The organism is Alloalcanivorax sp. C16-1 (assembly GCF_046507805.1).
In the GTDB taxonomy this organism is placed as follows: domain Bacteria; phylum Pseudomonadota; class Gammaproteobacteria; order Pseudomonadales; family Alcanivoracaceae; genus Alloalcanivorax.
This window is the reverse complement of record NZ_JBKFTK010000001.1, coordinates 1,439,547-1,463,685: the sequence shown is the minus strand read 5'-3', so window position 1 is coordinate 1,463,685 and position 24,139 is coordinate 1,439,547. Positions and strand designations below refer to the sequence as shown.

Here is a 24,139-nt window from a genome sequence, read left to right as displayed (position 1 = left end):
TCTGTGAATGGCCTCAAGATAATGACAGCCGCCCGGTGAGTCCAATATCAAGGCGCCAGTGCCGCCAGCATATCGCCATCATGGGCGCTGCTGGCGACGCGCAGGGGCCCGCCATGGTCGGCGGCCACCGCCGCCGCCACCCGCTCGCCGGCGGCGATCACCGTGGCGCCGGCGGGCACCCGGTCGGCCAGCGCCCGCCAGCCTTCCACGCTGGTGATCATCACCGTATCGGCCCCCGCCGGCCAGTGCCGGTCCGGGTCCGGCCGGCGCCGGTAAAAGGGCATCACGTCCACGGTGGCACCGCGCTCGCGCAGGCGCGCGGCCAGCCAGTCCCGGCCGCCGTCGCCGCGGCAAATCAGAATCCGTTTGTCGGCCACCCTGGCCAGGCACGGCAACGCCAGCACCGCCTCGGAATTGAAGCCGTGACGGGGGTATTCCGGGGTCAGGCCGGCGGCACGGATCACCGCCGCCGTGGATTCCCCCACCGCCAGCCAATGCAGCCCCACCGGCCACTGCGGCCACAGATCGGCGATCCGCTCCAGGGCCTTGTGAGCGGCGTTGGCGCTGACGAAGAACACCGCGTGATACAGGTCCAGGTCCATCAGCCGGCGGCGATCAGCGTCGGCCAGGGGCAGCGGCTCGATGCGCAGGGCCGGCACGCACAGCGCCTGATGGCCGGCCTGGCGCAGACTCGCCGCCAGGGCGTCGCCCTGGCCCGCCGGCCGGGTGATCACCACGCGGCTCATTGGCGCTCGTACAGTTCCCGGAGAATGCGGTCGGCGCCCTGGGCCAGCAGCGACTCGGCGATGCCCACGCCGAGCTCGCGGGCCTGATCCCGGGGGGCGCGATCCTCGGCGGTGAGCACGGTGCGGCCGTCCTCGCTGGCCACCAGCCCGCGCAGCCACAGACGGCCGTCGTCCTCGAGCAGGGCGAAACCGGCGATGGGCACCTGGCAGCCGCCTTCGAGACGGCGGTTCATGGCGCGCTCGGCGGTGACCCGGTCCCAGGTCAGCGGGTCGTTGAGCGGTGCCAGCAGTTCCCGGGTGCGCTCCGCGTCGGCGCGGCACTCGATGCCCACCGCGCCCTGGCCCACGGCGGGCAGGGATTCTTCCGGCGGCATCTCGTAGCGGATGCGCTCGTGCATCTCCAGGCGCTTGAGGCCGGCGGCGGCCAGGATGATGGCGTCGAACTCGCCGGCGTCCAGCTTGCCCAGCCGGGTCTGCACGTTGCCGCGCAGGCTGGACACCTTCAGATCCGGCCGGTTGGCCAGCACCTGGGCCTGACGGCGCAGGCTGGAGGTGCCCAGGCGGGCGCCTTCCGGCAGGCTCATCAGACCGTCGTGGTGGTTGGAGACGAAGGCGTCGCGGGGGTCCTCGCGCTCACAGATCACCGGCAGGGCCATGCCTTCGGGCAGCTCCATGGGCACGTCCTTCATGGAATGCACGGCGATGTCGGCGCGGCCGTCCATCATCGCCTCTTCCAGCTCCTTCACGAACAGGCCCTTGCCGCCGATCTTGGCCAGCGGCGTGTCGAGGATCTTGTCGCCCTGGGTCTTGATTCGCACCAGTTCCACCCGCAGCCCCGGATGCAGCGCCTCCAGGCGCGTCTGGACGTACTCCGCCTGCCACACGGCAAGCGGGCTGGAACGGGTGGCGATGCGCAGAATCTCGGCGGACATGAAAACTCCCGGAGGAAAATGGAGACCCGGGATTGTACCCGTTACACGGGTGGCCGTTTACCCTTTTCCGGTGAGGGCGCGGCGCAGGCCGGCCATGTGCCGGCGGCTCACCGGCAGGGCCCGGCGCACCCCGCGCAGGTGCACCTCGAAATGCCCCTGGGCGCTGTTTTCCATGCTTTCGATAAAATGCAGCGACACCAGGGTGCTGCGGTGGATGCGCACGAACAGATCACCGAATTCCTGCTCCAGGCTTTTCAACGGTTCGTCGATCAGCACATAGCCGCCGTCGAAATGCACCGCCACGTATTTCTGATCCGCCTGGAAGTAGCGCACCTCCTCCACCGGCACCAGTTCCAGGCCACGATGGGTGCGGGCGCTGAGATGGCGGCGGCGACCGTTGCGGTTTACCGCCAGCTTGTGGCTCATCTCGGCGATCTGCACGCGGTTGAGCGAGCGGGTGCGATTGAGGGCCCGGCGCAGGTCGTCGCCGTTGACCGGCTTGAGCAGGTAGTCCACCGCGTGCACGCGGAACGCCTGCAGGGCGTGTTCCTCATAGGCGGTACAGAAGATCACCGCCGGCGGGTGGTCCATTTTCTGCAGATGGGCGGCGGCCTCCAGGCCGTCCATGTCCGGCATGCGGATGTCCATCAGCACCACGTCCGGCCGGGTGCGCCCGGCGAATTCCACCGCCTCGCGGCCGCTGGCGGCCTCCGCGGTGACCTCCATATGGGCGCTTTCCACCAGGCGCCGCAGACGCAGACGGGCCAGGGCTTCGTCATCGCACACCAGCACCTTGGTCTTGGCCACGTCGTTCATCGTCGTTCCCCCCTCGGGCCCGCTAGCCGTCCACCGGATAGCTGATGCGAACCTCGTAATGTTGTTCTGATTCCCGGGCTTCCACCTGCACCGCCGGGCCGTGCAGCACCGCCAGGCGATGGCGGATATTGTCCAGCGCCATGCGGTTGCCCTGGTGGTCGCCGGCGCGCTCCGGCTTGGGGTTGTGCACGCGCAGCACCACCCGCCCCTGCTCCACGGATGCCCCCAGGGTCACCACGCCGCCCTCCGCCCGCGGCTGGATACCGTGATAGATGGCATTCTCCACCAGCGGCTGCAAGGTCAAAAGAGGCAAGCGTACCGTTTCGGGATCCAGTTCCACCCGCCAGTCCACCCGCAGCCGCTCCCCCAGACGCAGCTGCTCGATACGCACGTAGCGCTCGCACAGGGCCAGCTCCTCCGCCAGGGACACCCGCTCGCCGGATTCCTTGAGGCTGGCGCGGAACAGCCGCGACAGATCCTCCACCGCCTGTTCGGCGGCGTCCGCGTCCACCCGCACCAGGGTGGCGATGATGTTCATGGAGTTGAACAGAAAGTGCGGCCGGATCCGCGACTGCAGCGCCTGGATTCGGGCGCGCAGTTCCGCCCGGTCCTTCTGGTGCAACTGCTCCTGCACATAAAAGTAGCGCATCATCAGGCCGCTGATGATGGCCGCGATCAGCACGTTGGCGAGAATGTCCCAGTGCCACAGGGGCTCGGCGACGGCGCCGGCGGCCCAGGCCAGCAGTCCGCGCGCCACCAGACTGAACACCAGGGTGTCCAGCACCACCAGCCCCACCACCGCCAGGGCCGCGCGGGCCGCCGGCAGGCCATTGAGGCGGTCGCGCAGCCGGCACACCAGCGCCGCCGACGTGAGCCCCACCCATTGCACGAACAGCGACGTCAGCCCCAGCCGCTCCAGACTGAACGGTTCGAAATACCCCGCCACCAGGGTGATGACAATGGCCATCAGCTCGATCACCACCACCACCACCAGCACCGCGCGGGTGGTGCACAGATCGGGAAGAAAGACGTTGGGCTGCGGCTCGTTCATGGGTTCTTATCGTTTCGCCGGATGCCGCCTACGATACCACCGTCCGCCGGTGCTATACTGCGCGCCCCGTCAATTCAGCGCCGGACGCGAGCAACGACATGAGTGACCAGCAGCAAAACCAACTCTGGGGCGGCCGCTTCAGCGAGTCCACCGATGCCTTCGTGCAGGAATTCACCGCCAGCGTCGGTTTCGACCGCCGCATGTACCGGCAGGATATCCAGGGTTCCCAGGCCCACGCCACCATGCTCGCCGAGGCCGGCGTGCTCACCGACGACGAGCGCGACGCCATCGTCCAGGGTCTGGACGAGATCCGCGCCGAGATCGAGGCCGGCGAGTTCCAGTGGTCCGTGGCCCTGGAAGACGTGCACATGAACATCGAGGCGCGGCTCACCGACAAGATCGGCATCACCGGCAAGAAACTGCACACCGGCCGCTCCCGCAATGACCAGGTGGCCACCGATATCCGCCTGTGGCTGCGCGACGAAATCGCACTGATCGACGGCGAGATGACCCGCCTGATGACCGGTCTGCTGGATCTGGCGGAGCGCGAGGCGGCCACCATCATGCCCGGCTTCACCCATCTGCAGACCGCCCAGCCGGTGACCTTCGGCCACCATCTGCTGGCCTGGTTCGAAATGCTCAAACGGGACCGCGAGCGCCTGCGCGATTGCCGCAAGCGGGTCAACCGCATGCCGCTGGGCGCCGCCGCCCTGGCCGGCACCACCTACCCGATCATCCGCGAACGCACCTGCGAGCTGCTCGGTTTCGACGGCGTCTGCGAGAACTCCCTGGACGCGGTCAGTGACCGGGACTTCGCCATCGAATTCTGCGCCCTGACGGCACTGTGCGTGACCCATCTGTCGCGCATCAGCGAGGAGCTGGTGCTGTGGACCAGCGCCCAGTTCAACTTCATCGACCTGCCGGACCGCTTCTGCACCGGCAGCTCGATCATGCCGCAGAAAAAGAACCCGGACGTGCCGGAGCTGGTGCGCGGCAAGACCGGCCGGGTCAACGGCCACCTGATCGCCCTGCTGACCCTGATGAAGAGCCAGCCGCTGGCCTACAACAAGGACAACCAGGAAGACAAGGAACCACTGTACGACGCGGTGGACACCCTGGCCGGCTGCCTGCGCGCCTTCGCCGACATGATCCCGGCCCTGGAACCGAACCGGGAAGTGATGCGCGAAGCGGCCCGCCGCGGCTTCGCCACCGCCACCGACCTGGCAGACTATCTGGTGCGCAAGGGCATCGCCTTCCGCGACTCCCATGAAATCGTGGGCAAGGCGGTGGCCCATGGCGTGGACCAGAAGAAGGACCTCAGCGACATGTCCCTGTCCGAGCTGCGCCAGTTCAGCGATCAGATCGACGAGGACGTGTTCGAGGTACTGACCCTGGAAGGCTCGGTAAGCGCGCGCAACCACATCGGCGGCACCGCCCCCGATCAGGTGCGCGCCGCCGTCGCCCGGGGCCGGGACGCGATCAGCGGCTGACGCCGCAAGCTGCAAGCCTCAAGCTACAAGCTACAAGCTGAAAACCGCCTCGCCACGGCCAAGCTTGTAGCTTGAAGCTTTCCCCCGGAACCCCGAAGCTTCCCCCATGACTTCCCCCATCCCCTCCCCGCGCCCGTTCCTTGAGTCCCTGTTCCACGCCGCCGTGGAAGCGGCGTTGCCGGAGCAATGTCTACCGCCGCATCTGCCCGATCCCGGGCCAGGGCGTACCGTGGTGCTGGGGGCGGGCAAGGCGGCGGCGCGCATGGCGTCGGTGTTGGAACAGCACTGGTTGGAACGGCACGGCGCGGAGGCGCTGGCGCGGCTGGAAGGCCTGGTGGTCACCCGCCACGGGCAGGCGCTGCCGATCCGGCGCATCGAGGTGCTGGAAGCGGCCCATCCGGTGCCGGACGCCGCCGGGGAACGGGCCGCCCGGCGCCTGCTGGCCCTGGCCGAGGGCCTCACCGCCGACGACCGGGTGATCGCGCTGATCTCCGGCGGCGGCTCGTCGCTGCTGCCGCTGCCGGCCCCGGGGCTGAGCCTGGAAGACAAGCAAACCCTGGGTCGGGCGCTGCTGCGCAGCGGCGCCACCATCGGTGAGATCAACACCGTGCGCCGGCACCTGTCGGCGATCAAAGGCGGCCGGCTGGCCGCCGCCTGCGCGCCGGCGCCGGTACGCACCCTGCTGCTGTCCGACGTGCCCGGCGACGCGCCCCATGACATCGCCTCCGGCCCCACCGTGGCCGACCCCACCACCGCCGCCGACGCCCTGGCGATCCTGCGGCGCTATGCCATCGACGCCCCCGGCCGGGTGATCGCCCACCTGGAAAAACAACGCGACGCCCCCGGCATTACCCTGCCCGACGACAATGAAGTACGGCTGATCGCCAGCGGCCAGACCGCCCTGGAAGCCGCCGCCGAGGTGGCCCGGGCCGCCGGTGTCGCGCCAATGATTCTCGGCGACGGCCTGGAAGGGGAAGCCCGGGAACTGGGCCGGGTGCTGGCCGGCATCGCCGCCCAGGTACACCGCCATGGCCAGCCCCTGGCGCCGCCCTGCGTGCTGCTCAGCGGCGGCGAAACCACGGTGACGGTGCGCGGCGACGGGGTCGGCGGCCGCAATGTGGAGGGCCTGCTCGGGTTCGGCCTGGCCCTGGGCCCGCTGGCCGGCGTGCACGCTTTGTTCGCCGACACCGACGGCGTGGACGGCGGCGCCGAGATCGCCGGCGCCCTGTGGACGCCGGACAGCCTGACCCGCGCCGCCACCCTGGGCCTGGACGCCCGCGCCGCCCTGGACGGCAACGACGCCCATTCCTTCTTCCAGGCCCTCGGCGACAGTCTGATCAGCGGCCCCACCGGCACCAACGTGAACGATTTCCGGGCGGTGCTGATCACCGGCTGAAGTGCGAGGAATCGCTGGCCGCGCGTCGTTTCGTCATCGTGAAACCGCTATACTGCCCGGACTTTTTCGCACCTCCGGAGTGTTCCATGCGTGTACTTTGCCTGCTGGCGATGCTGTTCCTCGCCGGCTGCGGCCAGAAGGGGCCGTTGTATATGGCGCCCCGGGAGCCGGCGCAGGCCGCGCCGCCCGCGCAGACCACCCCGTTGCCGGCCGCGTCCGAACAGGACGAGGACGACGACGACAACCAGGACGAGCCGCAATGACCATCGCCCCCTTCTCCTACCGCGACGGCACCCTGTACGCCGAGGAAATGCCGGTGGCGCAACTGGCGGAGCGCTTCGGCACGCCGCTGTATGTGTATTCCCGGGACGCCCTGGAAACCCACTACACCGCCTTCGACGAAGCCTTCGGCGAGCATCCGCACCGCATCTGCTACGCGGTGAAGGCCAACAGCAATCTGGCGGTGCTGAACGTGCTGGCCCGCTGCGGCGCCGGCTTCGACATCGTCTCCGGCGGCGAGCTGGAGCGGGTGCTGCGGGCCGGCGGCGACCCGGACAAGATCGTGTTTTCCGGGGTCGGCAAGACCGCCGAGGAAATGGCGGCGGCGCTGAAGGCCGACATCCACTGCTTCAATGTGGAGTCCGCCGCCGAGCTGGAACTGCTCAATCTGGTGGCCGGCGAGCTGGACACGGTGGCGCCGATCTCGATCCGGGTGAACCCGGACGTGGACGCCCAGACCCACCCGTACATCTCCACCGGCCTCAAGGAAAACAAGTTCGGCGTGGACATCCAGAAGGCGCCGGCCCTGTACCAGCGCGCCGCCGAACTGCCGCACATCGCGGTGCGCGGCATCGACTGCCACATCGGCAGCCAGCTGACCCGGCTGGACCCGTTCGAGGACGCCCTGGAGCGGGTGCTGAAGCTGCTCGGCGAGCTGCAGAACCTGGGCATCGAGATTCATCACCTGGATCTGGGCGGCGGCCTGGGCGTGACCTACCGGGACGAAACCCCGCCGCCGCCGTCCGATTACGTGGCCGCCCTGCTCAAGCACATTCCCGGTGAGCTGCCGGTGCACATCGAGCCGGGCCGTTCCATCGCCGCCAACGCCGGCCTGTTCCTGACCCAGGTGCTGTTCCTCAAGCCCACCGAGCACCGCAACTTCGCCATCGTCGACGGGGCCATGAACGACCTGATCCGGCCCAGCCTGTACGCGGCCTGGCAGGACATCGTGCCGGTCACCCCCCATGAGGCGGACTGCCGCGACTGGGACATCGTCGGCCCGGTGTGCGAAACCGGCGACTTCCTGGGCAAGGACCGGGCCCTGGCCCTGGAACCCGGTGACCTGCTGGCGGTGCGCTCCGCCGGCGCCTACGGCTTCACCATGGCCAGCAACTACAACAGCCGCAACCGCCCCGCCGAAGTGATGGTGGACGGCGACCAGGCCTTCCTGGTGCGCGCCCGGGAAACCCTGGACGACCAGTTGCGGCTGGAGACCCTGCTTCCCTGACCGGGGAGGCGGGCGGCGCCATGCGACGGGCACCCCGCCTGCTGGTGTTCACCGACCTGGACGGCTCGCTGCTCGATCACCACGACTACGATTGGTCGCCGGCGGCGCCCTGGCTGCGCCGGCTGGCGGCGCGCGGCGACGCGGTGATCCCGGTGACCAGCAAGACCCGCGCTGAACTGACGGTGCTGCGCCGCCAGCTGGACCTGCAACACACCCCCTTCGTCACCGAAAACGGCGCCGTGATCGGCCTGCCTCCGGCCTGGCGCCTGCCCGACGATCCCGCCCCCGGGGGCGACGGCCTGACCCTGTTCACCCCCGGCGAATCCGCCGACGCCCTGGCCGCGCGCCTGCACGCCCTGGCCGCCGACCAACGCGCGCCGGTGCGGCTGTTCTCCGAGCTCAGTGACGACGAAGCCGCCGCCCTCACCGGCCTGCCCCCGGCGGACGCCGCCCTGGCCCGGCAACGGGAGGGCAGCCAACCGCTGCTGTGGGACGGCGACGAGGACGGTTGGCAACGCTTTTGCAAGGTGCTGGAACGGGACGGCCTTACCGTCACCCGGGGCGGCCGCTTCCGGCACGTCATGGGCCGGGTGGACAAGGGCCGGGCGGTACGCTGGCTGGTGGAGCGTTACCGGGACCTGCACGGGCGGGACGTCCGCACCCTGGGGCTGGGCGACGGCCCCAACGACTTGCCCCTGCTGGAGGCGGTGCAGCGAGCGGTGCTGATTCGCGGCGCCCACGACCTGCCGGTGGCGCCCCGCCAGGACGCGCTGTACCGCACCGGCCAGCCCGGGCCGCGCGGCTGGGTGGAAGGCGTTGAGCACTGGCTTTTGAAGGACGGGCCCGACAAGGAGAACGGCCATGAGTGATTTCTACCAGAACGGTCTGATCACCAACTTCCACAATCTGCAGCAGCGCTCCGTGGAAGACCTGGAACAGGAGCTGACCCGCTTCGCCAAACGGCGCCCCATGGGTCTGATTCTGCCGTCGCTGTATTCCGAGCTGGAGGGCCCGGCGCTGGGCCACATCGTCGACGAGCTGGCGCGGGTGCCCTATCTGAGCGAGATCGTCATCGGCCTGGACCGGGCCGACCGGGACCAGTTTCTGCACGCCCGGGAGTTCTTTTCCCGGTTGCCGCAGAAGCACCGCATCCTGTGGAACGACGGCCCGCGCCTGCAGGCCCTGGACGCGGAACTGCGCACCGAGGATCTGGCGCCGGACGAACCGGGCAAGGGGCGCAATGTGTGGTACTGCGCCGGCTACGTGCAGACCACCCGCACCGAGGCGGTGGCCCTGCACGACTGCGACATCGTCACCTACGACCGGGGGCTGCTGGCGCGGCTGATCTACCCGGTGGCCAATCCCCAGTTCAACTACGAATTCTGCAAGGGCTATTACCCGCGCATCGCCGAGGGCAAACTCAACGGCCGGGTGGCGCGTCTGATGGTGACGCCGCTGCTGCGCGCCCTGAAGAAGATCTACGGCAACCTGCCTTATCTGGAATATCTGGACAGCTACCGGTATCCGCTGTCCGGGGAGTTTTCCATGCGCACCGACGTGCTGGAGAGCATCCGCATTCCCAGCGATTGGGGGCTGGAAATCGGGGTGCTGTCCGAGGTGCATCGCAACTATTCCACCAAGCGGCTGTGCCAGGTGGACATCGCCGACGCCTACGACCACAAGCATCAGCCGATGTCCGAGGACGATGCGGCCGGCGGCCTCAACCGCATGAGTCTGGACATCGCCAAGGCCCTCTATCGCAAGCTCGCCACCCTGGGTGTGCAGATCAACGTGGAGGATTTCCGCACCATCAAGGCCACCTACTATCGCATTGCTCTGGATCTGATCGAGGCCTATTACAACGATGCGCTGATGAACGGTTTGAAGCTGGATCGGCACAGCGAGGAGCAGGCGGTGGAGTTGTTCGCGGACAATCTGATGGAGGCGGGCAAGGCGTTTCTGGAGCACCCCCGGGACAAGCCGTTCATTCCCAGCTGGAACCGGGTGCTGGCGGCGTTTCCGGATCTGTTGGAGCGGATGCATGAGGCGGTGGAGTTGGATAACGCGGGGGAGGTGTGAGGCCGCGCCGTTTCTCCAGCGGGGCCGCGTCTCGGTGTGGCCCCCCTTCCGGGAACGCCGCGAGTCCCCGCAAGCGGGCCCGGCCACCCATCACAGATGGGCGGCGTTCGGCGGCGCGCGAAGCCGTGCTTCGCAACACGCTTGCCTCACCCATGTAGGCTCCCTTTCGAACGTCCTGTTCTCAAGGGTCCCGGAAGGGGGGCCACACCGAGACGCTCCGAGGTAGCGTCCGCGGCGCTGTTACTGGGAGAGGATGAGTCGTTGGCTGCCGCCGCCCTGATCCAGGGTGCGGTGGAGGATGGGCAGGGCCGTTTGCAGTTGTTCGCCGAGGGTCCAGGGCGGGTTCAGCACCACCATGCCGGAGCCGGTCATGCCACGGGCGCCGCCGTCGCGGAGCACGCACAGTTCCGCGCGCAGGTGCTTGGGGGCCAGGGCCATCAGGCGTTGGGCGAAGCGGTCCGCGCGGCGGCGTTCCAGCACCGGGTACCAGATCGCGAAGCAGCCGGTGTTGAAGCGCCGCAGTCCTTCTTCCACCGCCTCCAGGGTGGCCGCCTCGTCGCCGCCCAGTTCGTAGGAGGGGTCGATCAGCACCAGTCCCCGTTTGTGCGCCGGCGGCAGCAGGGCCTTGATGCCGGCCAGGGCGTCCTGCCTGGCCAGGCGGATGCGCCGGTCACCGCCGAAGCGGGCTTCCAGCAGTTCAAAGTCGGTGCTGTGCAGCTCGGTGATCTGCAGGCGGTCCTGGTCGCGCAGCAGGGCGGCGCTGATCGCCGGCGAGCCCGGGTAATGGCTGAGTGCGCCGGGGCGGCTGAAGCCGGCCACCACGTTCAGGTAGCGGTTGACCAAGGACGCCTCGAAACGCCGTTCCCACAGCCGACCGATGCCGTCCCGGTATTCCCCGGTTTTCTGCATGTGCGCGTCGTCCACCGCGAACAGGCCGGCGCCGCCGTGGGTGTCGTGCACCAGGAACGGCTTGTCCTTGAGGCGCAGATGGTCGAGCACCGCCACCTGCACCAGATGCTTGAGGACATCGGCGAAGTTGCCGGCGTGGTAGGAGTGGCGGTAGGAAAGCATGGGCGCGTCCGCGGCGTTGGGGGCCGACCATTGTAGGTAGGAGCGGCTTCCGCCGCGACCGGCTTTTGATATTGTCGGCGGGGCGGCGCGGCCGCCCTGTTCCCGCGCCCAAGCGGCCCGTACAATGGAGCGTCTTGATGAACAATCCTGCGGGTCTCCCATGCGTCTCCGTTTCACCAAAATGCACGGCCTTGGCAACGACTTCATGGTCGTGGACGGGCTTACCCAGCCGCTGCCGGAGGACGGTCCGCCGTTGCCGGAGGCGGAGCTGCGCCGGCTCGGCGACCGCCATTTCGGGGTCGGCTTCGATCAGTTGCTGGTGGTGCAGCCGGCCCGGCACGAGGGCGTGGATTTCCGCTACCGGATTTTCAACAGCGACGGGTCCGAGGTCGGCCAGTGCGGCAACGGGGCGCGCTGCTTCGCCCGCTTCGTGCGCGACCAGGGCCACACCGACAAACACGAGATCCGGGTGGAAACCGCCGAGGGCCTGATGACTTTGCGGGTCACCGACGACGGTCTGGTCACCGTGGACATGGGCGCGCCACGCTGGGCGCCGGCGGCGGTGCCGTTCCAGGCCGAGGCGGAGGCCGACACCTATATTCTGGTGGCCGGCCAGAACGCCTACGAAGTGTCCGCCGTGGGCCTGGGCAACCCCCATCTGGTGATGCTGGTGGAGAACGTGGACAGCGCCCCGGTGGAAACCCTGGGGCCGCTGCTGGAGCGCCACGAGCGCTTTCCGGAGCGGGTCAACGCCGGTTTCATGCAGATCGTGCGCCGCGATGAGATCCGCCTGCGGGTGTTCGAGCGCGGCGCCGGCGAAACCCTGGCCTGCGGTTCCGGCGCCTGCGCGGCGGTGGTGTGCGGCCAGCGCCGGGGTCTGCTTGACGAGGCGGTCACCGTGCATCTGCCCGGCGGCGCCCTGCAGGTCCGCTACGACGGCCAGGGGGGCATCCTGATGACAGGCCCGGCCAGCCGTGTCTATGATGGCGAGATCGACGTGGAGCCCCGCCAATGACCGACGACACTCAGCCCGGCGCCACCCTGCCCGGCGCCGATCAGGTGGCCGCTTATCTGCGCCGCCACCCCGAATTCTTCCAGGACCGCCCCGACCTGCTCGAGCTGATGCGGCTGCCGGACCCGCGCGGACCGGCGGTGTCGCTGCTGGAGCGCCAGGCCTCGATCCTGCGCGACCGCAATCAGGAGCTGCGCGAGCGGCTTAACGGCCTGATCGACGTGGCCCGGGAAAACGACCTGCTGTTTGAACACACCCGCCGCCTGACCCTGGCGCTGCTGGAGGCGCGCAACACCGACAAGCTGCTGCGCCAGCTGTTGCAGGGCCTGGAACAGGAATTCCGCTGCGACACCGTGTCGCTGCTGCTGCACGACCGGGAAGCCAAGCTGCTCGGCGAGGTGCGCAAGCAGGTGCGCTTCGTCGACCCGGAGGACCTGCCCGCCGCCCTGGGGCCGCTGCTGCGCACCGGCAAGGCGGTGTGCGGCGTGCTGCGCCAGGAGGAACTGGCGGCGCTGTTCCAGGACCGCGCCGAGGCGGTCAAATCCGCCGCCGTGGTGCCGCTGGAGCACAACGGCCGGCTCGGCGTGCTGGCCATCGGCAGCGGCGACGCCATGCACTTCCGCAGCTCCATGGGCACCCTGTTCATCAGCCATATCGGCCAGGTGCTCAGCCGCCGGCTGGTGGAGGTGAGCGGCCCGGCGGCCAACCGCCACGCGCAGCGCGCCTGAGCCCGCCATGAGCGACCGGCTGGCCGCCGTCGACGCCTTCGCCCGCCATCTGGCCAGCGAGCGGCGGCTGTCGCCGCACACCGTCAATCATTACCGCCGCGATCTGCGCAGCGCCGCCGAGGTGCTGCGCCCGGATTGGCCGGCGGTCACCGCCCATGACGTGCGCGCCCTGGTCGCCACCCTGCACCGGCGCGGCCTGGGCGGACGCAGCCTGCAACGCCTGCTGTCGGCGCTGCGCACCTTCTATGCCTACCTGATCCGCGAAGGGCTGGCCCGGGACAACCCGGCCCTGGACGTGCGCGCGCCGAAAAGCGGCAAGCGCCTGCCCAAGGCCCTGGACGCGGACCAGGCCCGCCAACTGCTCGACCACCCGGACGGCGACGGCCCGCTGGCGCGCCGCGACCAGGCCATGCTGGAGCTGCTGTACGGCTGCGGGTTGCGATTGGCGGAACTGCTCAGCCTGGACCTGGACAGCGTGTCCGCCGGTTCCGCCGAGCTGGTGGTCACCGGCAAGGGCAACAAGACCCGCGTGCTGCCGGTGGGCAAACCGGCGCTCAAGGCCCTGCGCGCCTGGCTGCAGGCCCGCGCCAGCCTGGTCCACGACCCGGACCAGCGTGCCCTGTTCGTCAGCCAGCGCGGGCGACGCCTGTCTCCGTCCGGGGTGCAGCAGCGGCTGCGCCGGGCGGCCCTGGCCCGGGGGCTGGAGGATCATCTGCACCCGCACAAGCTGCGCCATTCGTTCGCCACCCACGTGCTGGAGTCGTCCGGCGACCTGCGCGCGGTCCAGGAACTGCTCGGCCACGCCAACCTGGCCACCACTCAGGTCTACACCCATCTCGACTTTCAACACCTGGCGAAGATCTACGACGGCGCCCACCCGCGCGCCCAGCGGCGCCGGACCGGCGACGAGGACTAATTTTTCACGTACCGTTTATCCGCGCCGCCGCGCCGCTTATCATCTCTCTCCATGACCGGACTCAAACTGATCACCTTCGACCTGGACAACACCCTGTGGCCGGTGGACGAGGTGATACGCCAGGCCGAACGCACCACCAGCGACTGGATCGCGGACCACCATCCGGACGCCGCCCGGGCGCTCACCCCGGCGCGCATCCGCACGGTGCGCGACCGGCTGGTGCGCGAGCATCCGGATTACCTGAACAACCTCACCCGCCTGCGCCGGGACGCCATGGCCGAAGCCTTCATGGCCGCCGGATTCGAGGACAAGGAAGCGCGCCACATCGCCGCCGACGCCTTTCTGGTGTTCCACGAGGCACGCAACCGGGTGAGTTTCTTCCCCGGTGCCCTGGAGGTGCTGGAGACCCTGGCCGACAGCTATACGCTGGGCGCCCTCAGCAACGGCAACTCGGACCTCAAACGGATCGGCATCGCCGACCTGTTCCAGTTTCATCATTCCGCGGAGAGCATCGGCCGGCGCAAGCCGGAGCCGGATATGTTCCGGGCGGCGCTGCGCAGCGCCGGGGTGGAACCGGACCAGGCCCTGCACGTGGGCGATCATCCGGTGGAAGACGTGGACGCCGCCCGGCGCCACGGTTTTCAGGCGGTGTGGGCCAACCTGATCGATCTGGACTGGCCCGACGACCTGGATCGCCCGGACCATCACATTCACCATCTGCGGGAACTGCCGGACCTGCTGCCGCTATTGGACAACTGATGACCACCGACCAACGCCAGGCCCTGACCGGCTTGCTCAACGACATGCAGAGCGAGATGGAATCCCTGAATCTCTGGGAAACCCTGCCCCCGGAACCGGAGGCCTTTGAAAGCGCCACCCCATTCTTCGCCGACACCATGAAGTTCAGCCAATGGCTGCAGTGGGTGTTCATCGCCCGTTTCCGGGCGATCCTGGCCGAGGACCACCCCCTGCCCGCCCAGTGCGACGTGGCGCCGCTGGCCGAGGAAACCCTCCGCGACCTGCCCGAGGACACGGATCGGTTGGTCGCCCTGATCCGGGATTTCGACGATCATTTTTAGCTTGCAGCCTGGCCCCTAAGCCATCCGCCGGCCCGGGGCGCCGTCCGGGATCAGGCTGTCCGCCAGCAGGCTCAGCCAGGTGTCCTCGTCTTCCCCGCCGGACAGGGTCCACAGCCAGCGGCCCTGGGCGTCCAATGCTTCCAGGGCGGTGACCACCCGCCCGGGGCCGGGGCGGCGCAGGCGCCAGACACTGGCCACCCGGCCCATATCCAACGACACCAGGGTGCCCTGATGGGCCAGATGGCACTGGCCTTTCTGCCAACGCGGCGCCGACCAGGGCGCGGTCAGACAGAGGCTTACGCCGCTGTTGCCGGTGCACACCGTGTAGGGGGCGTCCCGGCGGCTGGCCAGGGCCAGCAGGGACGGCACCGTCTCCGCCCGTACCGGGCAGGCGAACTTGTCCCGCACCGCCTGATAGAGCACCTGGCGGCGGTCGCCGATGCGCGCCAGGAGGGCACGGAAGCCGTCGTCGTCATCGTGGGACCATTGCCGCTCCAGCTCCGCCACCGAGGGCACCGTCGCCGGGCCGGCCAACAGCCGGGGCGGCGGCGCGCCGAGCTGGCGCTGATCCGGGTGCAGCATGGCGCACACCAGTTCCTCGAAGGCCAGCCCGCCGGTTTCCGGTGCCACCGCCATCTGCTGCACCGGCTCACCGAAGCGGTCGAAGAACAGCAGGCTGCGCGGCGGCAGGTCCGCCACCGGCGCCAGCACCGCCATCACCGAGCGCCACAACGGCAGGTTCAGTTGGTGGCGCAACCGGCTTTGCTGGCCCCGGGCTTCCAGGCCGTCCTCGCCGTCTTCCAGGGTCGGGTAGCGCATTGACTGGGACACCCGGCCACCGTCGGCGAAGGTGGTGACCACCAGCGCGCCGAGCCGGTACAGGCCCTTGAGAATGGCCAGCGGTTCGTCCTGCAGCCGCAACACCTGATCGCCGAGGGCGGCGCGGCAATGATGAAAGGTGGTGGACGCCCGGGGCGCGGGCCTCAGGGTCGCCACCGTCGCGGTCAGGGTCACGGTGAGCCTCCTTGCGAAATCAGGGTGTGGGCAGCTGGCGGGCACGGGGCCGGGCTGGCGTTCCACGGTCAGGGAGAACGGAAGAGCCCGCTCCTGCTTATTTGGTCAGGATTAGGCGGTCATTGGCGGTGCGGCGCAGCAGATAGCGCTCGCCACCGTGTTCGATCCACAGCTTGCCGTCCTGGTTGAGCAGGGCGCGGCTGGCCACGCTGCTGTCCGCCTCGATGGCGATGCGGCGGGCGCGCGGGGCGCCGGCGGCGACACGGCGGGCGGTGGATACCTTGTGCGGGTGGGTCAGAGTACCTTGGGACATGACGTTTCTCCTTGAACGTATCAGCCTTGAAGGGGGGGGATCCTTAAATGTATTTGAGAATCATTATCATTAGTTCCCCCTATCCCGTCAACGGCACCGTCCGTGACACGGCAAACAATTTTTAACAGCCACCGCCCCCGCCCGGCCCTGGCCGTGCCGCCGGGAACCGCCTAGACTCAAACCATGACTACAGCCATCGCTTCAAAAGCCATTGAAACGCCGCAGGAAAAACTGGCGGCCATCCTCGACAGCCATCAGCCGAAGAGCCTGCTGACCATCAGCCTCAATCCGGTGCCGGTGGCCGACCACTGGTCCCGGGATCACGACTGCGAGCTGATCCATATTCAGGAGCAGAATCCGTTCCCGGCCCTGGAACAGGTGCGCCGGGTCGATCTGGCGGTGATCGCCGACCAGCTGGAATACATGAGCCAGCGCGACGGCGAATCGCTGATCGGGCTGCTGCGCAATCTGCACACCGATTCCCTGGTGGCGGTGTATCAGCCGCATCTGGCACCGGAGAAGCTGCGCTGGCCGCACAACGGCTTCCTCGCCCTGGGCTGCCGGGAAGAGGGCCACTTCGCCCAGGAAGGCCGCGAGTTGGACATCTACAGCTACGACCTGGACGACTACAACTTCCGCCGCAACTGGAACAATCCGCGTTTCTGGGCCAACCCGCAGAACTGGGGCAAATACTGGTGGTAGCCCCCGGGGCGAACGGCTGACGCGGCGGGCTGCCCGGCGCTGGTCAAGTTCCCGCCGCTGACGTATGGTGTCGCCGGTTCGCGGAGGGTAGCCCGGCATGATTCTGCAACGTCTCAAGGAAGCCTTGTTCTTCTGGCGCCGCCATCTGGTGGCGCTGTTTCTGATCAGCGCGCCGTTCACCCTGTTCGGTGAGGTGCTGCAGCTGGTAATCGGCCCGGTGCTGGTCACCGGCGACGACGGCACCCTGATCGGCTTCAACGCGCTCAGCATGACCACGCTGATGCTGCTGCGGCCTTTGGCGGAGGGCGCGCTGATCGTGCAGATGGCCCATATTCAGCAGGGCCGCGCCCGTGGCCTGCTGGCCTGCACCCTGCCCGCCCTGGCCCGCTATCCGTTTCTGCTGGCCACCTACTTCATGCTCGCCCTGGCGGTGTCGCTGGGCTGGTTCCTGCTGATTTTCCCGGCGCTGTGGCTGTACGCGCGGCTGTGTTTCGCGCCCTTCCAGTTGATGCTGCGCGGCGATGGCCCGATTACCGCCCTGCAGAACGGCTTCCTGCGTTCCTCGGCCAGCCAGTGGCCGCTGCTGGCGGCGTTGCTGCTGTCGTTCCTGCTGGTGCTGGTGCTGTCGCTGGTGGCCAACAGCCTGGTCATGTCGCTGCTGGGCGAAAACGCCGGCAGCCTGATGCTGACCGGTGTGATCAGCGGCCTGCTGGCCACCCTGGTGAACGTGGTCGCTTTCCGGTTCTGGGTCTTGGCGGAGCCGCAGCCCGATCGCGGCTAACGCCGCGCCCCCCGCGAATCCGGATCACCCCACGATTTTCAGTTCCGGCGCGCCCTCCCCCCGCCACGCGGCGTCGGAGGGCTGACCGGCGAGCAGGGCACGGTGCAGCACCACCACATCCGCGCCGGCGCCCGCTAACGCGCTCAGCAGCGCCTCGTCCAGCTCGGTCCCGGCGTACAACAGCCAGCTCTCCTTCCCATGACGCACCCGGTGTGCCAGCCCGCCGTTCACGGTGACCGGTTCCAGGCGCGCCTCCAGCGGCAACCCCAACGGCGCCAGCCAGCTCCAGGGGTCGGTGGCCTCCGGCGGCGAATCCGTGTGCCGCCAGAACCGGAACCCCTCGTTGCCGCCCAGGATCATGGCGGCCCGCCGCAGCCGCTCGGCGGTCAGGTCCGCCAGACCCGGCCAGCGCGGGTCGCCGGTGGGCTCCGCCAGCTGCACCAGCAGACAGCGGCGCCGGCCGCCGTCGGCCCGGTTCTCCTCCAGCACCGCCTGACCGGTGCTGCCGCTGCCGGCGAAGAAATCCAGCACCAGGTCGTCCGGGCCGGTGCCCAGACGCAGCAGGAATCTCAGTAGCTTGGTGGGCTTGGGGTACTGGAACGGGCTCTCGCCGTCGAACAGCGCCTGCAGTTCCCGGGTGCCGTCGCTGGCGGTGCCGTGGCCGGCACCGTCCAGCCAGCTGGTGGCCACCTCGCCGAACGCCCGCTTCTCGTTCAGGAACACCTTCAGCTGAGGCCGCGCCCGGCCACGGCGCCCGAACACGATGCGGCGGTCCGCCAGCAACGCCTCGAAGCGCTCCGGCCCGGTGCGCCAGCAGCGACCCGGCGGCGGCCGGAACGCCTGGCCGGTGTCCGGGTTACGGATCGTGTAGGTGAGCCGGGGCCGCACATTGGGGGCGTCGAAGGGGTCCGCTTTCCAGGGGCCCCGGGGGTCGTTGTCCGGGTTCCGGTAGCGGTCGCTGTCGATGCGCGCCGGGTAGGCGGCGAATCCCGGGGCCGCGTGCCACCGCTCCCGGTTGTCCGCGTTGAGACGGCGCAGCCCGACGCGCCGGTGGCGGGCGTAGCCGATCACGTACTCGTGCTGCACGCACAGGTCGGTGTCGTTCTGCCGGGAGGTGCGCGACTGCCAGGGGAACATGGCGAAGAAGTTCCGCGAACCGAAAATCTCGTCCAGCATCAGCCGCAGGGCATGGACTTCATGGTCGTCGATGCTGACGAACAGCACGCCGTCCTCGCGCAGCAGCTCCCGGGCCAGCAGCAGGCGCGGGTACATCATGTTCAGCCAGCGGGCATGGTAGCGGCCCTCGGGCTCCGCCCCCTCGCCGGCCCGGCGGCGGTGGTCGGCGGGCGTATCGCGGAAGTTGTCCGGGTACAGGAAGGCGCGGCCGGTGTTGTAGGGCGGATCGATGTAGATCATCTTCACCCGGCCGGAATAGCTTTTCCGCAAATGGCCAAGCACCGCCAGATTGTCGCCCTCGATCACCGCGTGGGCGGCCCCTTCGAAATCCACCGACGCGTCCGGGCGCGGGCTCAGGCTGCCCGCCGCCGGCGCGGCGGCCCGGGCCGCCGCCCGCCCCTTGCCCGGCCAGCTGAACCCGTACGGTTCCTGCCCGTCACCACCGTCGTCCGATGCGCCGGAAATCGCCCTTTGATTCATGCCTGTTTTGACTTCCCTTTCCATTGCAAAAAATGAAACCATATGGTTTGGTACAATAGCAATGGCGGATTCTTGCTATTTTGCAGGAAGCGCGCTACAACAACCCAGAGCGAAGACCACGTGTCCGGCTTCGCCCTGACGAAACCACTAAGGGAAGGAAATAATCATGACGAAGGATCTGAATATCGGTGGCCTGCTGCGCGAACGCCGGGCCCGCCTGGGACTTACCCTCAAACAGGTGGCCTGCCGGGCCCACACCGACCCGGGCAACCTGTCCCGTATCGAACGCAATGAACAGCAGCTCAGCGTGCCGCGCATGCTCGCCCTGTGCGATGCCCTGGGCTGGCCCGCCGAGGATTTCGTGCGCTGCCTGACCGCCCGTCGCGGGCGGCGCGTGAACGACGCCCCGGGCGGCTATTCCGCGGAACCGCGGGGCGATCGCCGCGCCGCCGGGGAGCGCCTGCGGCTGTCGTTCACCGCCCGGCTGACGCCGGACGAGGAGCCCTTCGACTGATATCGGCCTTGCGCCATTTCAAGGCCGGATAGCCCCGTTTTGCCCATAAGCTAAAAATATCTTTTGCACCATTGCAAGTAACACATTGAGTGCGCCAGAGCGGCTACAGACACTTATGGGCATGGATATCGGTGGCATACTCAAGGAACGGCGCCAACGCCGTGAAGAAACCCTCGAAGAGGTGGCGTACCGGGCTGGCACGGACGCGGGCAACCTGTCGCGCATCGAGCGCAACCGGCAGGACGTGTCCGTGCAGCGGCTCGGGCGGCTGTGCGCGGCCCTGGAAATGTCGCTCACGGAGCTGTTCGAGGAGTTGGAAGGGCGCACCAAAACGCCCCATCTTCGCGATCCGGCGGCCGCCTTCGACAAGGAAACCCGCGAGCTGATCAGCATCGTCGCGGCGCTGACGCCGTCGCGCCGGCGATTGCTGATGAAGATCGCGGAGGACGTGCGCGACAGCAAGGGGCTGTCGTAACCCGGATCAGGCGCGCTCGTAGACCACGAACGAATAATCGTAGGGATTCGGTCCCTCGGCCTGGAAATCCTCCCGGCCGATTTCCCGCCATTGCGCCGCGTCCACCGCCGGGAAGTGCGTGTCCCCCGGCACCTCCGCGTGCACCTCGGTCAGGTACAGCCGGTCCGCCCGGGGCAGCGCCAGGGCGTAGATCTGCGCGCCGCCGATCACCACCACTTCGTCCTGCCCGTCGATCAACGCCACGTGTTCCGCCAGCTCCAGGGCCTGCTCCAGGGTCGCCACCACCTTGGCGCCGTCGGCGCGGTACGCCTGCTGGCGGGTGATCACGATATTGGTGCGTCCGGGCAGGGGCCGCTTCAGCGACTCCCAGGTGTTGCGGCCCATGATGATCGGTTTGCCCAGGGTCGCCTGTTTGAAATACTTCAGGTCGTTGGGCAGGTACCAGGGCAGCTTGTTGTCGCGGCCGATGACGTCGTTGCTGGCCTTGGCGGCCATCATCGCCAGACGAATACTCATGACATCTCCTCGGGGCGGCGCGCGCTCAGATCGCCACCGGCGCCTTGATGTGCGGGTGCGGGTCGTAGCCTTCCAGGGTGAAGTCCTCGTAGCGGAACGCGTACAGGTCCTTCACCGCCGGGTTCAGCTTCATCACCGGCAGGGGCCGGGGCTGGCGCGCCAGCTGCTGGTCGGCCTGCTCCAGATGATTGCTGTACAGGTGGGCGTCGCCCAGGGTGTGCACGAAGTCGCCGGGCTTGAGATCGCAAACCTGCGCCATCATCAGGGTCAGCAGCGCGTAGGAGGCGATGTTGAAAGGCACCCCCAGAAAGATGTCGCCGCTGCGCTGGTAGAGCTGGCAGCTGAGCCTGCCGTCGGCCACGTAGAACTGGAACAGGCAATGGCAGGGCGGCAGCGCCTGGCGGCCCAGGGCCGCGTTCTCCCGGGGCGAGAGGCGCGGGTCCGGCAGCACCGCCGGGTTCCAGGCACTGACCACCAGCCGGCGGGAATCCGGATTGCGGCGGATTTCCGCCAGCACCTCGTCGATCTGGTCGATCACCGCGCCGTCGGCGGTGGGCCAGCAGCGCCACTGCTCGCCGTACACCGGCCCCAGGTCACCGTCCTCGGTGGCCCACTCATCCCAGATGCTGACGCCGTTCTCTTTCAGATAACGGATGTTGGTGTCGCCGGACAGGAACCACAGCAGTTCGTGGATGATCGACTTCAGGTGCACCTTCTTGGTGGTCACCAGCGGGAAACCGTGGGCCAGATTGAAACGGATCTGATAACCGAACAGCGAGCGGGTGCCGGTGCCGGTGCGGTCTTCCTTGCGAATGCCCTCGGTGCGCGCCAGGCGCAGCAGATCCAGATATTGATTCATGGCGTTACTTCCTCGCCGGGGCCGGCCGGTCGTCGTGCCGGTAGGCCCAGAACATCATGGCGGCGCCAAGGATAATCATGGGAATGCTGAGCAGCATGCCCATGGTCAGCCAGCCGCCGGTCAGATAGCCGATGTGCGCGTCCGGCTCGCGGAAAAACTCCACGAAGGTGCGGCCCAGGCCATAGCCGAGACCGAACAGGCCGGTGACCGCGCCGGCCGGACGCGGCCGGGCGGAGTAGATCCACAGCACCAGAAACAGCACCACCCCTTCCAGCAGAAACTCATAGAGCTGCGAGGGGTGGCGTGGCACGCCCATGGGGTCGCCGGGGAAAATCATCGCCCAGGGCACGCTCGCCGGATGGCCCCACAGTTCGCCGTTGATGAAGTTGCCGAGCCGGCCGGCGCCCAGGCCGATGGGCACCACCGGCACCGCGTAATCGGCCACCGAAAAGTAGCGCTTACCGAACTTGCGGGCCAGCAGCCAGAACGCCAGCAGCACCCCCAGGGCACCGCCGTGGAAACTCATGCCACCGGTCCAGATCTCGAACAGCCACAGCGGGTCGTCGAGAAACTTGCCGAAGTTATAGAACAGCACATAGCCGACCCGGCCGCCGAGAATCACCCCCAGGGCCACGTAGAACACCAGATCGCTGACCTGGTCCTTGGTCCAGCCGCTGTCCGGCCGGGCGGCGCGCCAGCGCAGCAGCAGCCAGCCGCCGACGAAGCCGATCAGGTACATGAGACCGTACCAGTGAATCTGCAAAGGCCCGATGCCGATGGCCACCGGGTCGATACGGGGAAACTCCATGCCAATACTCCGTCAGCGCGGCCGCCCGGGGGACGGGCCGCTCACAGAATCAGTTCCAGACCGATGCCGATCAGGAAGATCGCGAAAATCCGTCGCAGAATCGCCGACGGCACCCGGTGGCTGAGGCGCGCCCCCACCTTGGCCATGGGATAGCTGGTCACCACGATGGCCAGGGCGGCGGGCAGATACACATAGCCCAGCGTCCAGGCCGGCAATTCCGGGCGCCCCCAGCCGGTGACCACGAAGCCCAGGCTGCCGGCCAGAGCGATGGGCAGCCCGCAGGCGGCGGAAATCGCCACCGCATTCTGCATCGGCAGGCGGCACCAGGACAAAAACGGCACCGTCAGCGACCCGCCGCCGATGCCGAACAGGCTGGAGAAGGTGCCGATCACCCCGCCGGCGCCGGCCAGCCCGGCGCTGCCCGGCAGCCGCCGGGGCGCGTCCTCCACCGCCCGGCCCGGACGCCGGATCAGCATCTGCAAGGCAATGGCGATGGCGAAGAACCCGAACAGCCGGGTCAGCGCCACGCCGGACAGGCGGTCGGCGATCACCGCGCCCAGCAGCGCGCCGACCACGATGCCCACGGTCAGGCGGCCGGCCACTGGCCACAGCACATAGCCGGCGCGATGGTGGGCGGCCACCGAACTGGCGGAGGTGACGATGATGGTGGCCAGGGAGGTGCCCACCGCCATCTGCGCCACCACCGCGTCGTCCACGCCCATGCCGTGAAACAGGTAGATCAACGGCGGCACGATCACCACGCCGCCGCCGAGCCCCAGGGTGCCGCCCATCAGGCCGGCGACCACCCCGATCAGGGCGCAAATCAGCACAAGCGTCATGGATGTCCCCTGCCGGAAATGGCGGTTATGCTAGCAGGCTGACTTGTTGCTGTCCCCCATGGGAAACCTATGTGCATCGTGCTGTTCGATTGGCGCCCCGACACCGCCCGGCCGCTGGCGGTGGCCGCCAATCGCGATGAATTTCACGCCCGCCCGGCGCAGCCGGCGCGCTGGCGCGGTCCGGTCTTCCACGGCCTGGACCTGACCGCCGGGGGCACCTGGCTGGGCATCCACCGGGACGGGCGCTTCGCGGTGATCACCAATTTCCGCGAGCCGCTCACCGAGCGCGGCGCCGGCGAGCGCTCCCGGGGTCTGCTGCCCCAGGCGTTTCTGCAAGGTGACCAGGGTCCGGAGGCGTTCTGCCGCGCCTTGCGCGCGGAGCAAACCCACTACGCCGGCTTCAACCTGCTGGTGGGCGACCACCAGTCGCTGTGGTATCTGAGCAACCGGGGCGCGCCGCCGCAGCCGGTGGCGCCGGGCCTGCACGGCCTGTCCAACGGGCTGCTGGACGACCCCTGGCCCAAGGTGGAGCGGGGCAAGGCCAGGCTGGCCGCCGCCCTGGCCGACGGCGGCGACCTGGACGCCCTGCTGACGGTGGTCAACGATCGCCACCAACCCACCGACGACACCCTGCCGGACACCGGCGTGAGCACCGAGCTGGAGCGCCTGGTGGCGCCGGTGTTCATTCAATCGGAACGCTACGGCACCCGCGCCAGCTCGGCGGTGACGGTGCCGGCCCGGGGCGAACCGGCGATGGCGGAGCAAAGCTGGCGGCCGGACGGCGAACCGGACGGCCCGCCGCGCTACAGCGCCACCCCGCGATCCCCGTAGCAGCCCCC

Annotated in this window: 28 protein-coding genes; 16 read left to right on the top strand and 12 right to left on the bottom strand. The window is 68.7% G+C overall.

The features are described from left to right. Nucleotides 1-47: 47 nt before the first annotated feature. Genes ACLD0W_RS06990 through ACLD0W_RS06975 form a run of 4 tightly spaced genes read right to left on the bottom strand, consistent with a single transcriptional unit; the run spans nt 48 to nt 3,545 of the window. Complete coding sequence (locus ACLD0W_RS06990) at nt 48-746, bottom strand: uroporphyrinogen-III synthase (protein WP_410306754.1); 699 nt, start codon at nt 744-746, stop codon at nt 48-50. Further along, nucleotides 743-1,678, bottom strand: a complete 936-nt coding sequence (gene hemC, locus ACLD0W_RS06985; protein ID WP_410306753.1) for a hydroxymethylbilane synthase — start codon at nt 1,676-1,678, stop codon at nt 743-745. The genes ACLD0W_RS06990 and hemC overlap by 4 nt, the downstream gene beginning before the upstream one ends. 57 nt (nt 1,679-1,735) lie before the next feature. Beyond that, a complete protein-coding gene (locus tag ACLD0W_RS06980; RefSeq protein WP_410306752.1) occupies nt 1,736-2,494 on the bottom strand; it encodes a LytR/AlgR family response regulator transcription factor in 759 nt (252 codons plus the stop codon). A gap of 22 nt (nt 2,495-2,516) precedes the next feature. After that, complete coding sequence (locus ACLD0W_RS06975) at nt 2,517-3,545, bottom strand: sensor histidine kinase (RefSeq protein WP_410306751.1); 1,029 nt, start codon at nt 3,543-3,545, stop codon at nt 2,517-2,519. A gap of 98 nt (nt 3,546-3,643) precedes the next feature. On the opposite strand from ACLD0W_RS06975, the gene argH reads away from it, so the two are divergent. The 6 genes from argH (at nt 3,644) to ACLD0W_RS06945 (ending at nt 10,017) form a co-directional block, all read left to right on the top strand. Then, on the top strand, nt 3,644-5,035 hold the full coding sequence (gene argH / locus ACLD0W_RS06970; protein WP_410306750.1) for an argininosuccinate lyase: 1,392 nt from the start codon (nt 3,644-3,646) through the stop codon (nt 5,033-5,035). A gap of 106 nt (nt 5,036-5,141) precedes the next feature. After that, complete coding sequence (locus tag ACLD0W_RS06965; protein WP_410306749.1) at nt 5,142-6,431, top strand: glycerate kinase; 1,290 nt, start codon at nt 5,142-5,144, stop codon at nt 6,429-6,431. A gap of 86 nt (nt 6,432-6,517) precedes the next feature. Next, nucleotides 6,518-6,694 carry an LPS translocon maturation chaperone LptM gene (lptM, locus tag ACLD0W_RS06960; RefSeq protein ID WP_410306748.1) on the top strand — a complete coding sequence of 59 codons (177 nt, stop codon included), beginning with the start codon at nt 6,518-6,520 and terminating at the stop codon, nt 6,692-6,694. Between the two features lie 2 nt (nt 6,695-6,696). Next, a complete protein-coding gene (lysA, locus tag ACLD0W_RS06955; protein WP_410306812.1) occupies nt 6,697-7,938 on the top strand; it encodes a diaminopimelate decarboxylase in 1,242 nt (413 codons plus the stop codon). Between the two features lie 20 nt (nt 7,939-7,958). Continuing rightward, the gene (locus tag ACLD0W_RS06950; protein ID WP_410306747.1) at nt 7,959-8,807 is read left to right on the top strand and encodes an HAD-IIB family hydrolase; all 849 of its coding nucleotides are present in this window, start codon (nt 7,959-7,961) and stop codon (nt 8,805-8,807) included. After that, nucleotides 8,800-10,017, top strand: coding sequence for a glycosyl transferase (locus tag ACLD0W_RS06945; RefSeq protein ID WP_410306746.1), 1,218 nt, complete (start codon nt 8,800-8,802; stop codon nt 10,015-10,017). The genes ACLD0W_RS06950 and ACLD0W_RS06945 overlap by 8 nt, the downstream gene beginning before the upstream one ends. 240 nt (nt 10,018-10,257) lie before the next feature. On the opposite strand, the gene ACLD0W_RS06940 is transcribed toward ACLD0W_RS06945, so the two are convergent. Continuing rightward, nucleotides 10,258-11,088: a 23S rRNA (adenine(2030)-N(6))-methyltransferase RlmJ gene (locus ACLD0W_RS06940; RefSeq protein ID WP_410306745.1), complete on the bottom strand. Its 831-nt coding sequence runs from the start codon at nt 11,086-11,088 to the stop codon at nt 10,258-10,260. Nucleotides 11,089-11,248: 160 nt separating this feature from the next. Here ACLD0W_RS06940 and dapF point away from each other — a divergent pair, with 160 nt between their 5' ends. Genes dapF through ACLD0W_RS06915 form a run of 5 tightly spaced genes read left to right on the top strand, consistent with a single transcriptional unit; the run spans nt 11,249 to nt 14,823 of the window. Continuing rightward, on the top strand, nt 11,249-12,103 hold the full coding sequence (dapF, locus tag ACLD0W_RS06935; RefSeq protein ID WP_410306744.1) for a diaminopimelate epimerase: 855 nt from the start codon (nt 11,249-11,251) through the stop codon (nt 12,101-12,103). Beyond that, nucleotides 12,100-12,828: a DUF484 family protein gene (locus ACLD0W_RS06930; protein WP_410306743.1), complete on the top strand. Its 729-nt coding sequence runs from the start codon at nt 12,100-12,102 to the stop codon at nt 12,826-12,828. The genes dapF and ACLD0W_RS06930 overlap by 4 nt, the downstream gene beginning before the upstream one ends. Nucleotides 12,829-12,835: 7 nt before the next feature. Continuing rightward, nucleotides 12,836-13,744, top strand: coding sequence for a tyrosine recombinase XerC (gene xerC, locus ACLD0W_RS06925; protein ID WP_410306742.1), 909 nt, complete (start codon nt 12,836-12,838; stop codon nt 13,742-13,744). A 51-nt stretch (nt 13,745-13,795) separates the two neighbouring features. Then, a complete protein-coding gene (locus tag ACLD0W_RS06920) occupies nt 13,796-14,503 on the top strand; it encodes an HAD family hydrolase (protein ID WP_410306741.1) in 708 nt (235 codons plus the stop codon). After that, nucleotides 14,503-14,823, top strand: a complete 321-nt coding sequence (locus ACLD0W_RS06915) for a YqcC family protein (RefSeq protein ID WP_204431640.1) — start codon at nt 14,503-14,505, stop codon at nt 14,821-14,823. Before ACLD0W_RS06920 ends, ACLD0W_RS06915 begins: the two co-directional genes overlap by 1 nt. 15 nt (nt 14,824-14,838) lie before the next feature. Here ACLD0W_RS06915 and ACLD0W_RS06910 read toward each other — a convergent pair whose 3' ends face one another. Both ACLD0W_RS06910 and ACLD0W_RS06905 read right to left on the bottom strand, forming a co-directional pair. Beyond that, nucleotides 14,839-15,837 (bottom strand): hypothetical protein, encoded by a 999-nt coding sequence (locus ACLD0W_RS06910; protein ID WP_410306740.1) that lies wholly within the window; start codon nt 15,835-15,837, stop codon nt 14,839-14,841. A 97-nt stretch (nt 15,838-15,934) separates the two neighbouring features. After that, nucleotides 15,935-16,150, bottom strand: a complete 216-nt coding sequence (locus tag ACLD0W_RS06905) for a hemin uptake protein HemP (RefSeq protein WP_204431642.1) — start codon at nt 16,148-16,150, stop codon at nt 15,935-15,937. Between the two features lie 183 nt (nt 16,151-16,333). Between ACLD0W_RS06905 and ACLD0W_RS06900 the strand changes: the two genes are divergently transcribed. Next, the gene (locus ACLD0W_RS06900) at nt 16,334-16,852 is read left to right on the top strand and encodes a DUF6231 family protein (RefSeq protein WP_410306739.1); all 519 of its coding nucleotides are present in this window, start codon (nt 16,334-16,336) and stop codon (nt 16,850-16,852) included. Between the two features lie 97 nt (nt 16,853-16,949). Beyond that, complete coding sequence (locus tag ACLD0W_RS06895) at nt 16,950-17,633, top strand: hypothetical protein (protein ID WP_410306738.1); 684 nt, start codon at nt 16,950-16,952, stop codon at nt 17,631-17,633. Between the two features lie 24 nt (nt 17,634-17,657). Here the strand turns inward: ACLD0W_RS06895 and ACLD0W_RS06890 are convergent, their stop codons facing one another. Next, nucleotides 17,658-19,289, bottom strand: a complete 1,632-nt coding sequence (locus ACLD0W_RS06890; protein ID WP_410306737.1) for a site-specific DNA-methyltransferase — start codon at nt 19,287-19,289, stop codon at nt 17,658-17,660. Nucleotides 19,290-19,455: 166 nt separating this feature from the next. On the opposite strand from ACLD0W_RS06890, the gene ACLD0W_RS06885 reads away from it, so the two are divergent. Then, the gene (locus ACLD0W_RS06885; protein ID WP_410306736.1) at nt 19,456-19,803 is read left to right on the top strand and encodes a helix-turn-helix domain-containing protein; all 348 of its coding nucleotides are present in this window, start codon (nt 19,456-19,458) and stop codon (nt 19,801-19,803) included. 121 nt (nt 19,804-19,924) lie between these two features. Then, nucleotides 19,925-20,278 carry a helix-turn-helix domain-containing protein gene (locus tag ACLD0W_RS06880; protein ID WP_410306735.1) on the top strand — a complete coding sequence of 118 codons (354 nt, stop codon included), beginning with the start codon at nt 19,925-19,927 and terminating at the stop codon, nt 20,276-20,278. Between the two features lie 6 nt (nt 20,279-20,284). Here the strand turns inward: ACLD0W_RS06880 and ACLD0W_RS06875 are convergent, their stop codons facing one another. The 4 genes from ACLD0W_RS06875 to ACLD0W_RS06860 are packed head-to-tail and all read right to left on the bottom strand — an operon-like array spanning nt 20,285 to nt 23,300. Continuing rightward, a complete protein-coding gene (locus ACLD0W_RS06875) occupies nt 20,285-20,794 on the bottom strand; it encodes a dihydrofolate reductase (RefSeq protein ID WP_410306734.1) in 510 nt (169 codons plus the stop codon). 25 nt (nt 20,795-20,819) lie between these two features. Further along, complete coding sequence (locus tag ACLD0W_RS06870; protein WP_410306733.1) at nt 20,820-21,653, bottom strand: thymidylate synthase; 834 nt, start codon at nt 21,651-21,653, stop codon at nt 20,820-20,822. A 4-nt stretch (nt 21,654-21,657) separates the two neighbouring features. After that, the gene (gene lgt, locus ACLD0W_RS06865; RefSeq protein ID WP_410306732.1) at nt 21,658-22,461 is read right to left on the bottom strand and encodes a prolipoprotein diacylglyceryl transferase; all 804 of its coding nucleotides are present in this window, start codon (nt 22,459-22,461) and stop codon (nt 21,658-21,660) included. A gap of 41 nt (nt 22,462-22,502) precedes the next feature. Beyond that, nucleotides 22,503-23,300: a sulfite exporter TauE/SafE family protein gene (locus ACLD0W_RS06860; RefSeq protein WP_410306731.1), complete on the bottom strand. Its 798-nt coding sequence runs from the start codon at nt 23,298-23,300 to the stop codon at nt 22,503-22,505. A gap of 69 nt (nt 23,301-23,369) precedes the next feature. Between ACLD0W_RS06860 and ACLD0W_RS06855 the strand changes: the two genes are divergently transcribed. Continuing rightward, nucleotides 23,370-24,131, top strand: coding sequence for an NRDE family protein (locus ACLD0W_RS06855; RefSeq protein ID WP_410306730.1), 762 nt, complete (start codon nt 23,370-23,372; stop codon nt 24,129-24,131). Nucleotides 24,132-24,139 lie beyond the last annotated feature (8 nt).

What these genes read in the sequence shown, in the direction of transcription:
- ACLD0W_RS06990 (WP_410306754.1), bottom strand. Translation starts at nt 746, where the DNA reads ATGAGCCGCGTGGTGATCACCCGGCCGGCGGGCCAGGGCGACGCCCTG.
- hemC (WP_410306753.1), bottom strand. Translation starts at nt 1,678, where the DNA reads ATGTCCGCCGAGATTCTGCGCATCGCCACCCGTTCCAGCCCGCTTGCC.
- ACLD0W_RS06980 (WP_410306752.1), bottom strand. Translation starts at nt 2,494, where the DNA reads ATGAACGACGTGGCCAAGACCAAGGTGCTGGTGTGCGATGACGAAGCC.
- ACLD0W_RS06975 (WP_410306751.1), bottom strand. Translation starts at nt 3,545, where the DNA reads ATGAACGAGCCGCAGCCCAACGTCTTTCTTCCCGATCTGTGCACCACC.
- argH (WP_410306750.1), top strand. Translation starts at nt 3,644, where the DNA reads ATGAGTGACCAGCAGCAAAACCAACTCTGGGGCGGCCGCTTCAGCGAG.
- ACLD0W_RS06965 (WP_410306749.1), top strand. Translation starts at nt 5,142, where the DNA reads ATGACTTCCCCCATCCCCTCCCCGCGCCCGTTCCTTGAGTCCCTGTTC.
- lptM (WP_410306748.1), top strand. Translation starts at nt 6,518, where the DNA reads ATGCGTGTACTTTGCCTGCTGGCGATGCTGTTCCTCGCCGGCTGCGGC.
- ACLD0W_RS06950 (WP_410306747.1), top strand. Translation starts at nt 7,959, where the DNA reads ATGCGACGGGCACCCCGCCTGCTGGTGTTCACCGACCTGGACGGCTCG.
- ACLD0W_RS06945 (WP_410306746.1), top strand. Translation starts at nt 8,800, where the DNA reads ATGAGTGATTTCTACCAGAACGGTCTGATCACCAACTTCCACAATCTG.
- ACLD0W_RS06940 (WP_410306745.1), bottom strand. Translation starts at nt 11,088, where the DNA reads ATGCTTTCCTACCGCCACTCCTACCACGCCGGCAACTTCGCCGATGTC.
- dapF (WP_410306744.1), top strand. Translation starts at nt 11,249, where the DNA reads ATGCGTCTCCGTTTCACCAAAATGCACGGCCTTGGCAACGACTTCATG.
- ACLD0W_RS06930 (WP_410306743.1), top strand. Translation starts at nt 12,100, where the DNA reads ATGACCGACGACACTCAGCCCGGCGCCACCCTGCCCGGCGCCGATCAG.
- xerC (WP_410306742.1), top strand. Translation starts at nt 12,836, where the DNA reads ATGAGCGACCGGCTGGCCGCCGTCGACGCCTTCGCCCGCCATCTGGCC.
- ACLD0W_RS06920 (WP_410306741.1), top strand. Translation starts at nt 13,796, where the DNA reads ATGACCGGACTCAAACTGATCACCTTCGACCTGGACAACACCCTGTGG.
- ACLD0W_RS06915 (WP_204431640.1), top strand. Translation starts at nt 14,503, where the DNA reads ATGACCACCGACCAACGCCAGGCCCTGACCGGCTTGCTCAACGACATG.
- ACLD0W_RS06905 (WP_204431642.1), bottom strand. Translation starts at nt 16,150, where the DNA reads ATGTCCCAAGGTACTCTGACCCACCCGCACAAGGTATCCACCGCCCGC.
- ACLD0W_RS06900 (WP_410306739.1), top strand. Translation starts at nt 16,334, where the DNA reads ATGACTACAGCCATCGCTTCAAAAGCCATTGAAACGCCGCAGGAAAAA.
- ACLD0W_RS06895 (WP_410306738.1), top strand. Translation starts at nt 16,950, where the DNA reads ATGATTCTGCAACGTCTCAAGGAAGCCTTGTTCTTCTGGCGCCGCCAT.
- ACLD0W_RS06890 (WP_410306737.1), bottom strand. Translation starts at nt 19,289, where the DNA reads ATGAATCAAAGGGCGATTTCCGGCGCATCGGACGACGGTGGTGACGGG.
- ACLD0W_RS06885 (WP_410306736.1), top strand. Translation starts at nt 19,456, where the DNA reads ATGACGAAGGATCTGAATATCGGTGGCCTGCTGCGCGAACGCCGGGCC.
- ACLD0W_RS06880 (WP_410306735.1), top strand. Translation starts at nt 19,925, where the DNA reads ATGGATATCGGTGGCATACTCAAGGAACGGCGCCAACGCCGTGAAGAA.
- ACLD0W_RS06875 (WP_410306734.1), bottom strand. Translation starts at nt 20,794, where the DNA reads ATGAGTATTCGTCTGGCGATGATGGCCGCCAAGGCCAGCAACGACGTC.
- ACLD0W_RS06870 (WP_410306733.1), bottom strand. Translation starts at nt 21,653, where the DNA reads ATGAATCAATATCTGGATCTGCTGCGCCTGGCGCGCACCGAGGGCATT.
- lgt (WP_410306732.1), bottom strand. Translation starts at nt 22,461, where the DNA reads ATGGAGTTTCCCCGTATCGACCCGGTGGCCATCGGCATCGGGCCTTTG.
- ACLD0W_RS06860 (WP_410306731.1), bottom strand. Translation starts at nt 23,300, where the DNA reads ATGACGCTTGTGCTGATTTGCGCCCTGATCGGGGTGGTCGCCGGCCTG.
- ACLD0W_RS06855 (WP_410306730.1), top strand. Translation starts at nt 23,370, where the DNA reads ATGTGCATCGTGCTGTTCGATTGGCGCCCCGACACCGCCCGGCCGCTG.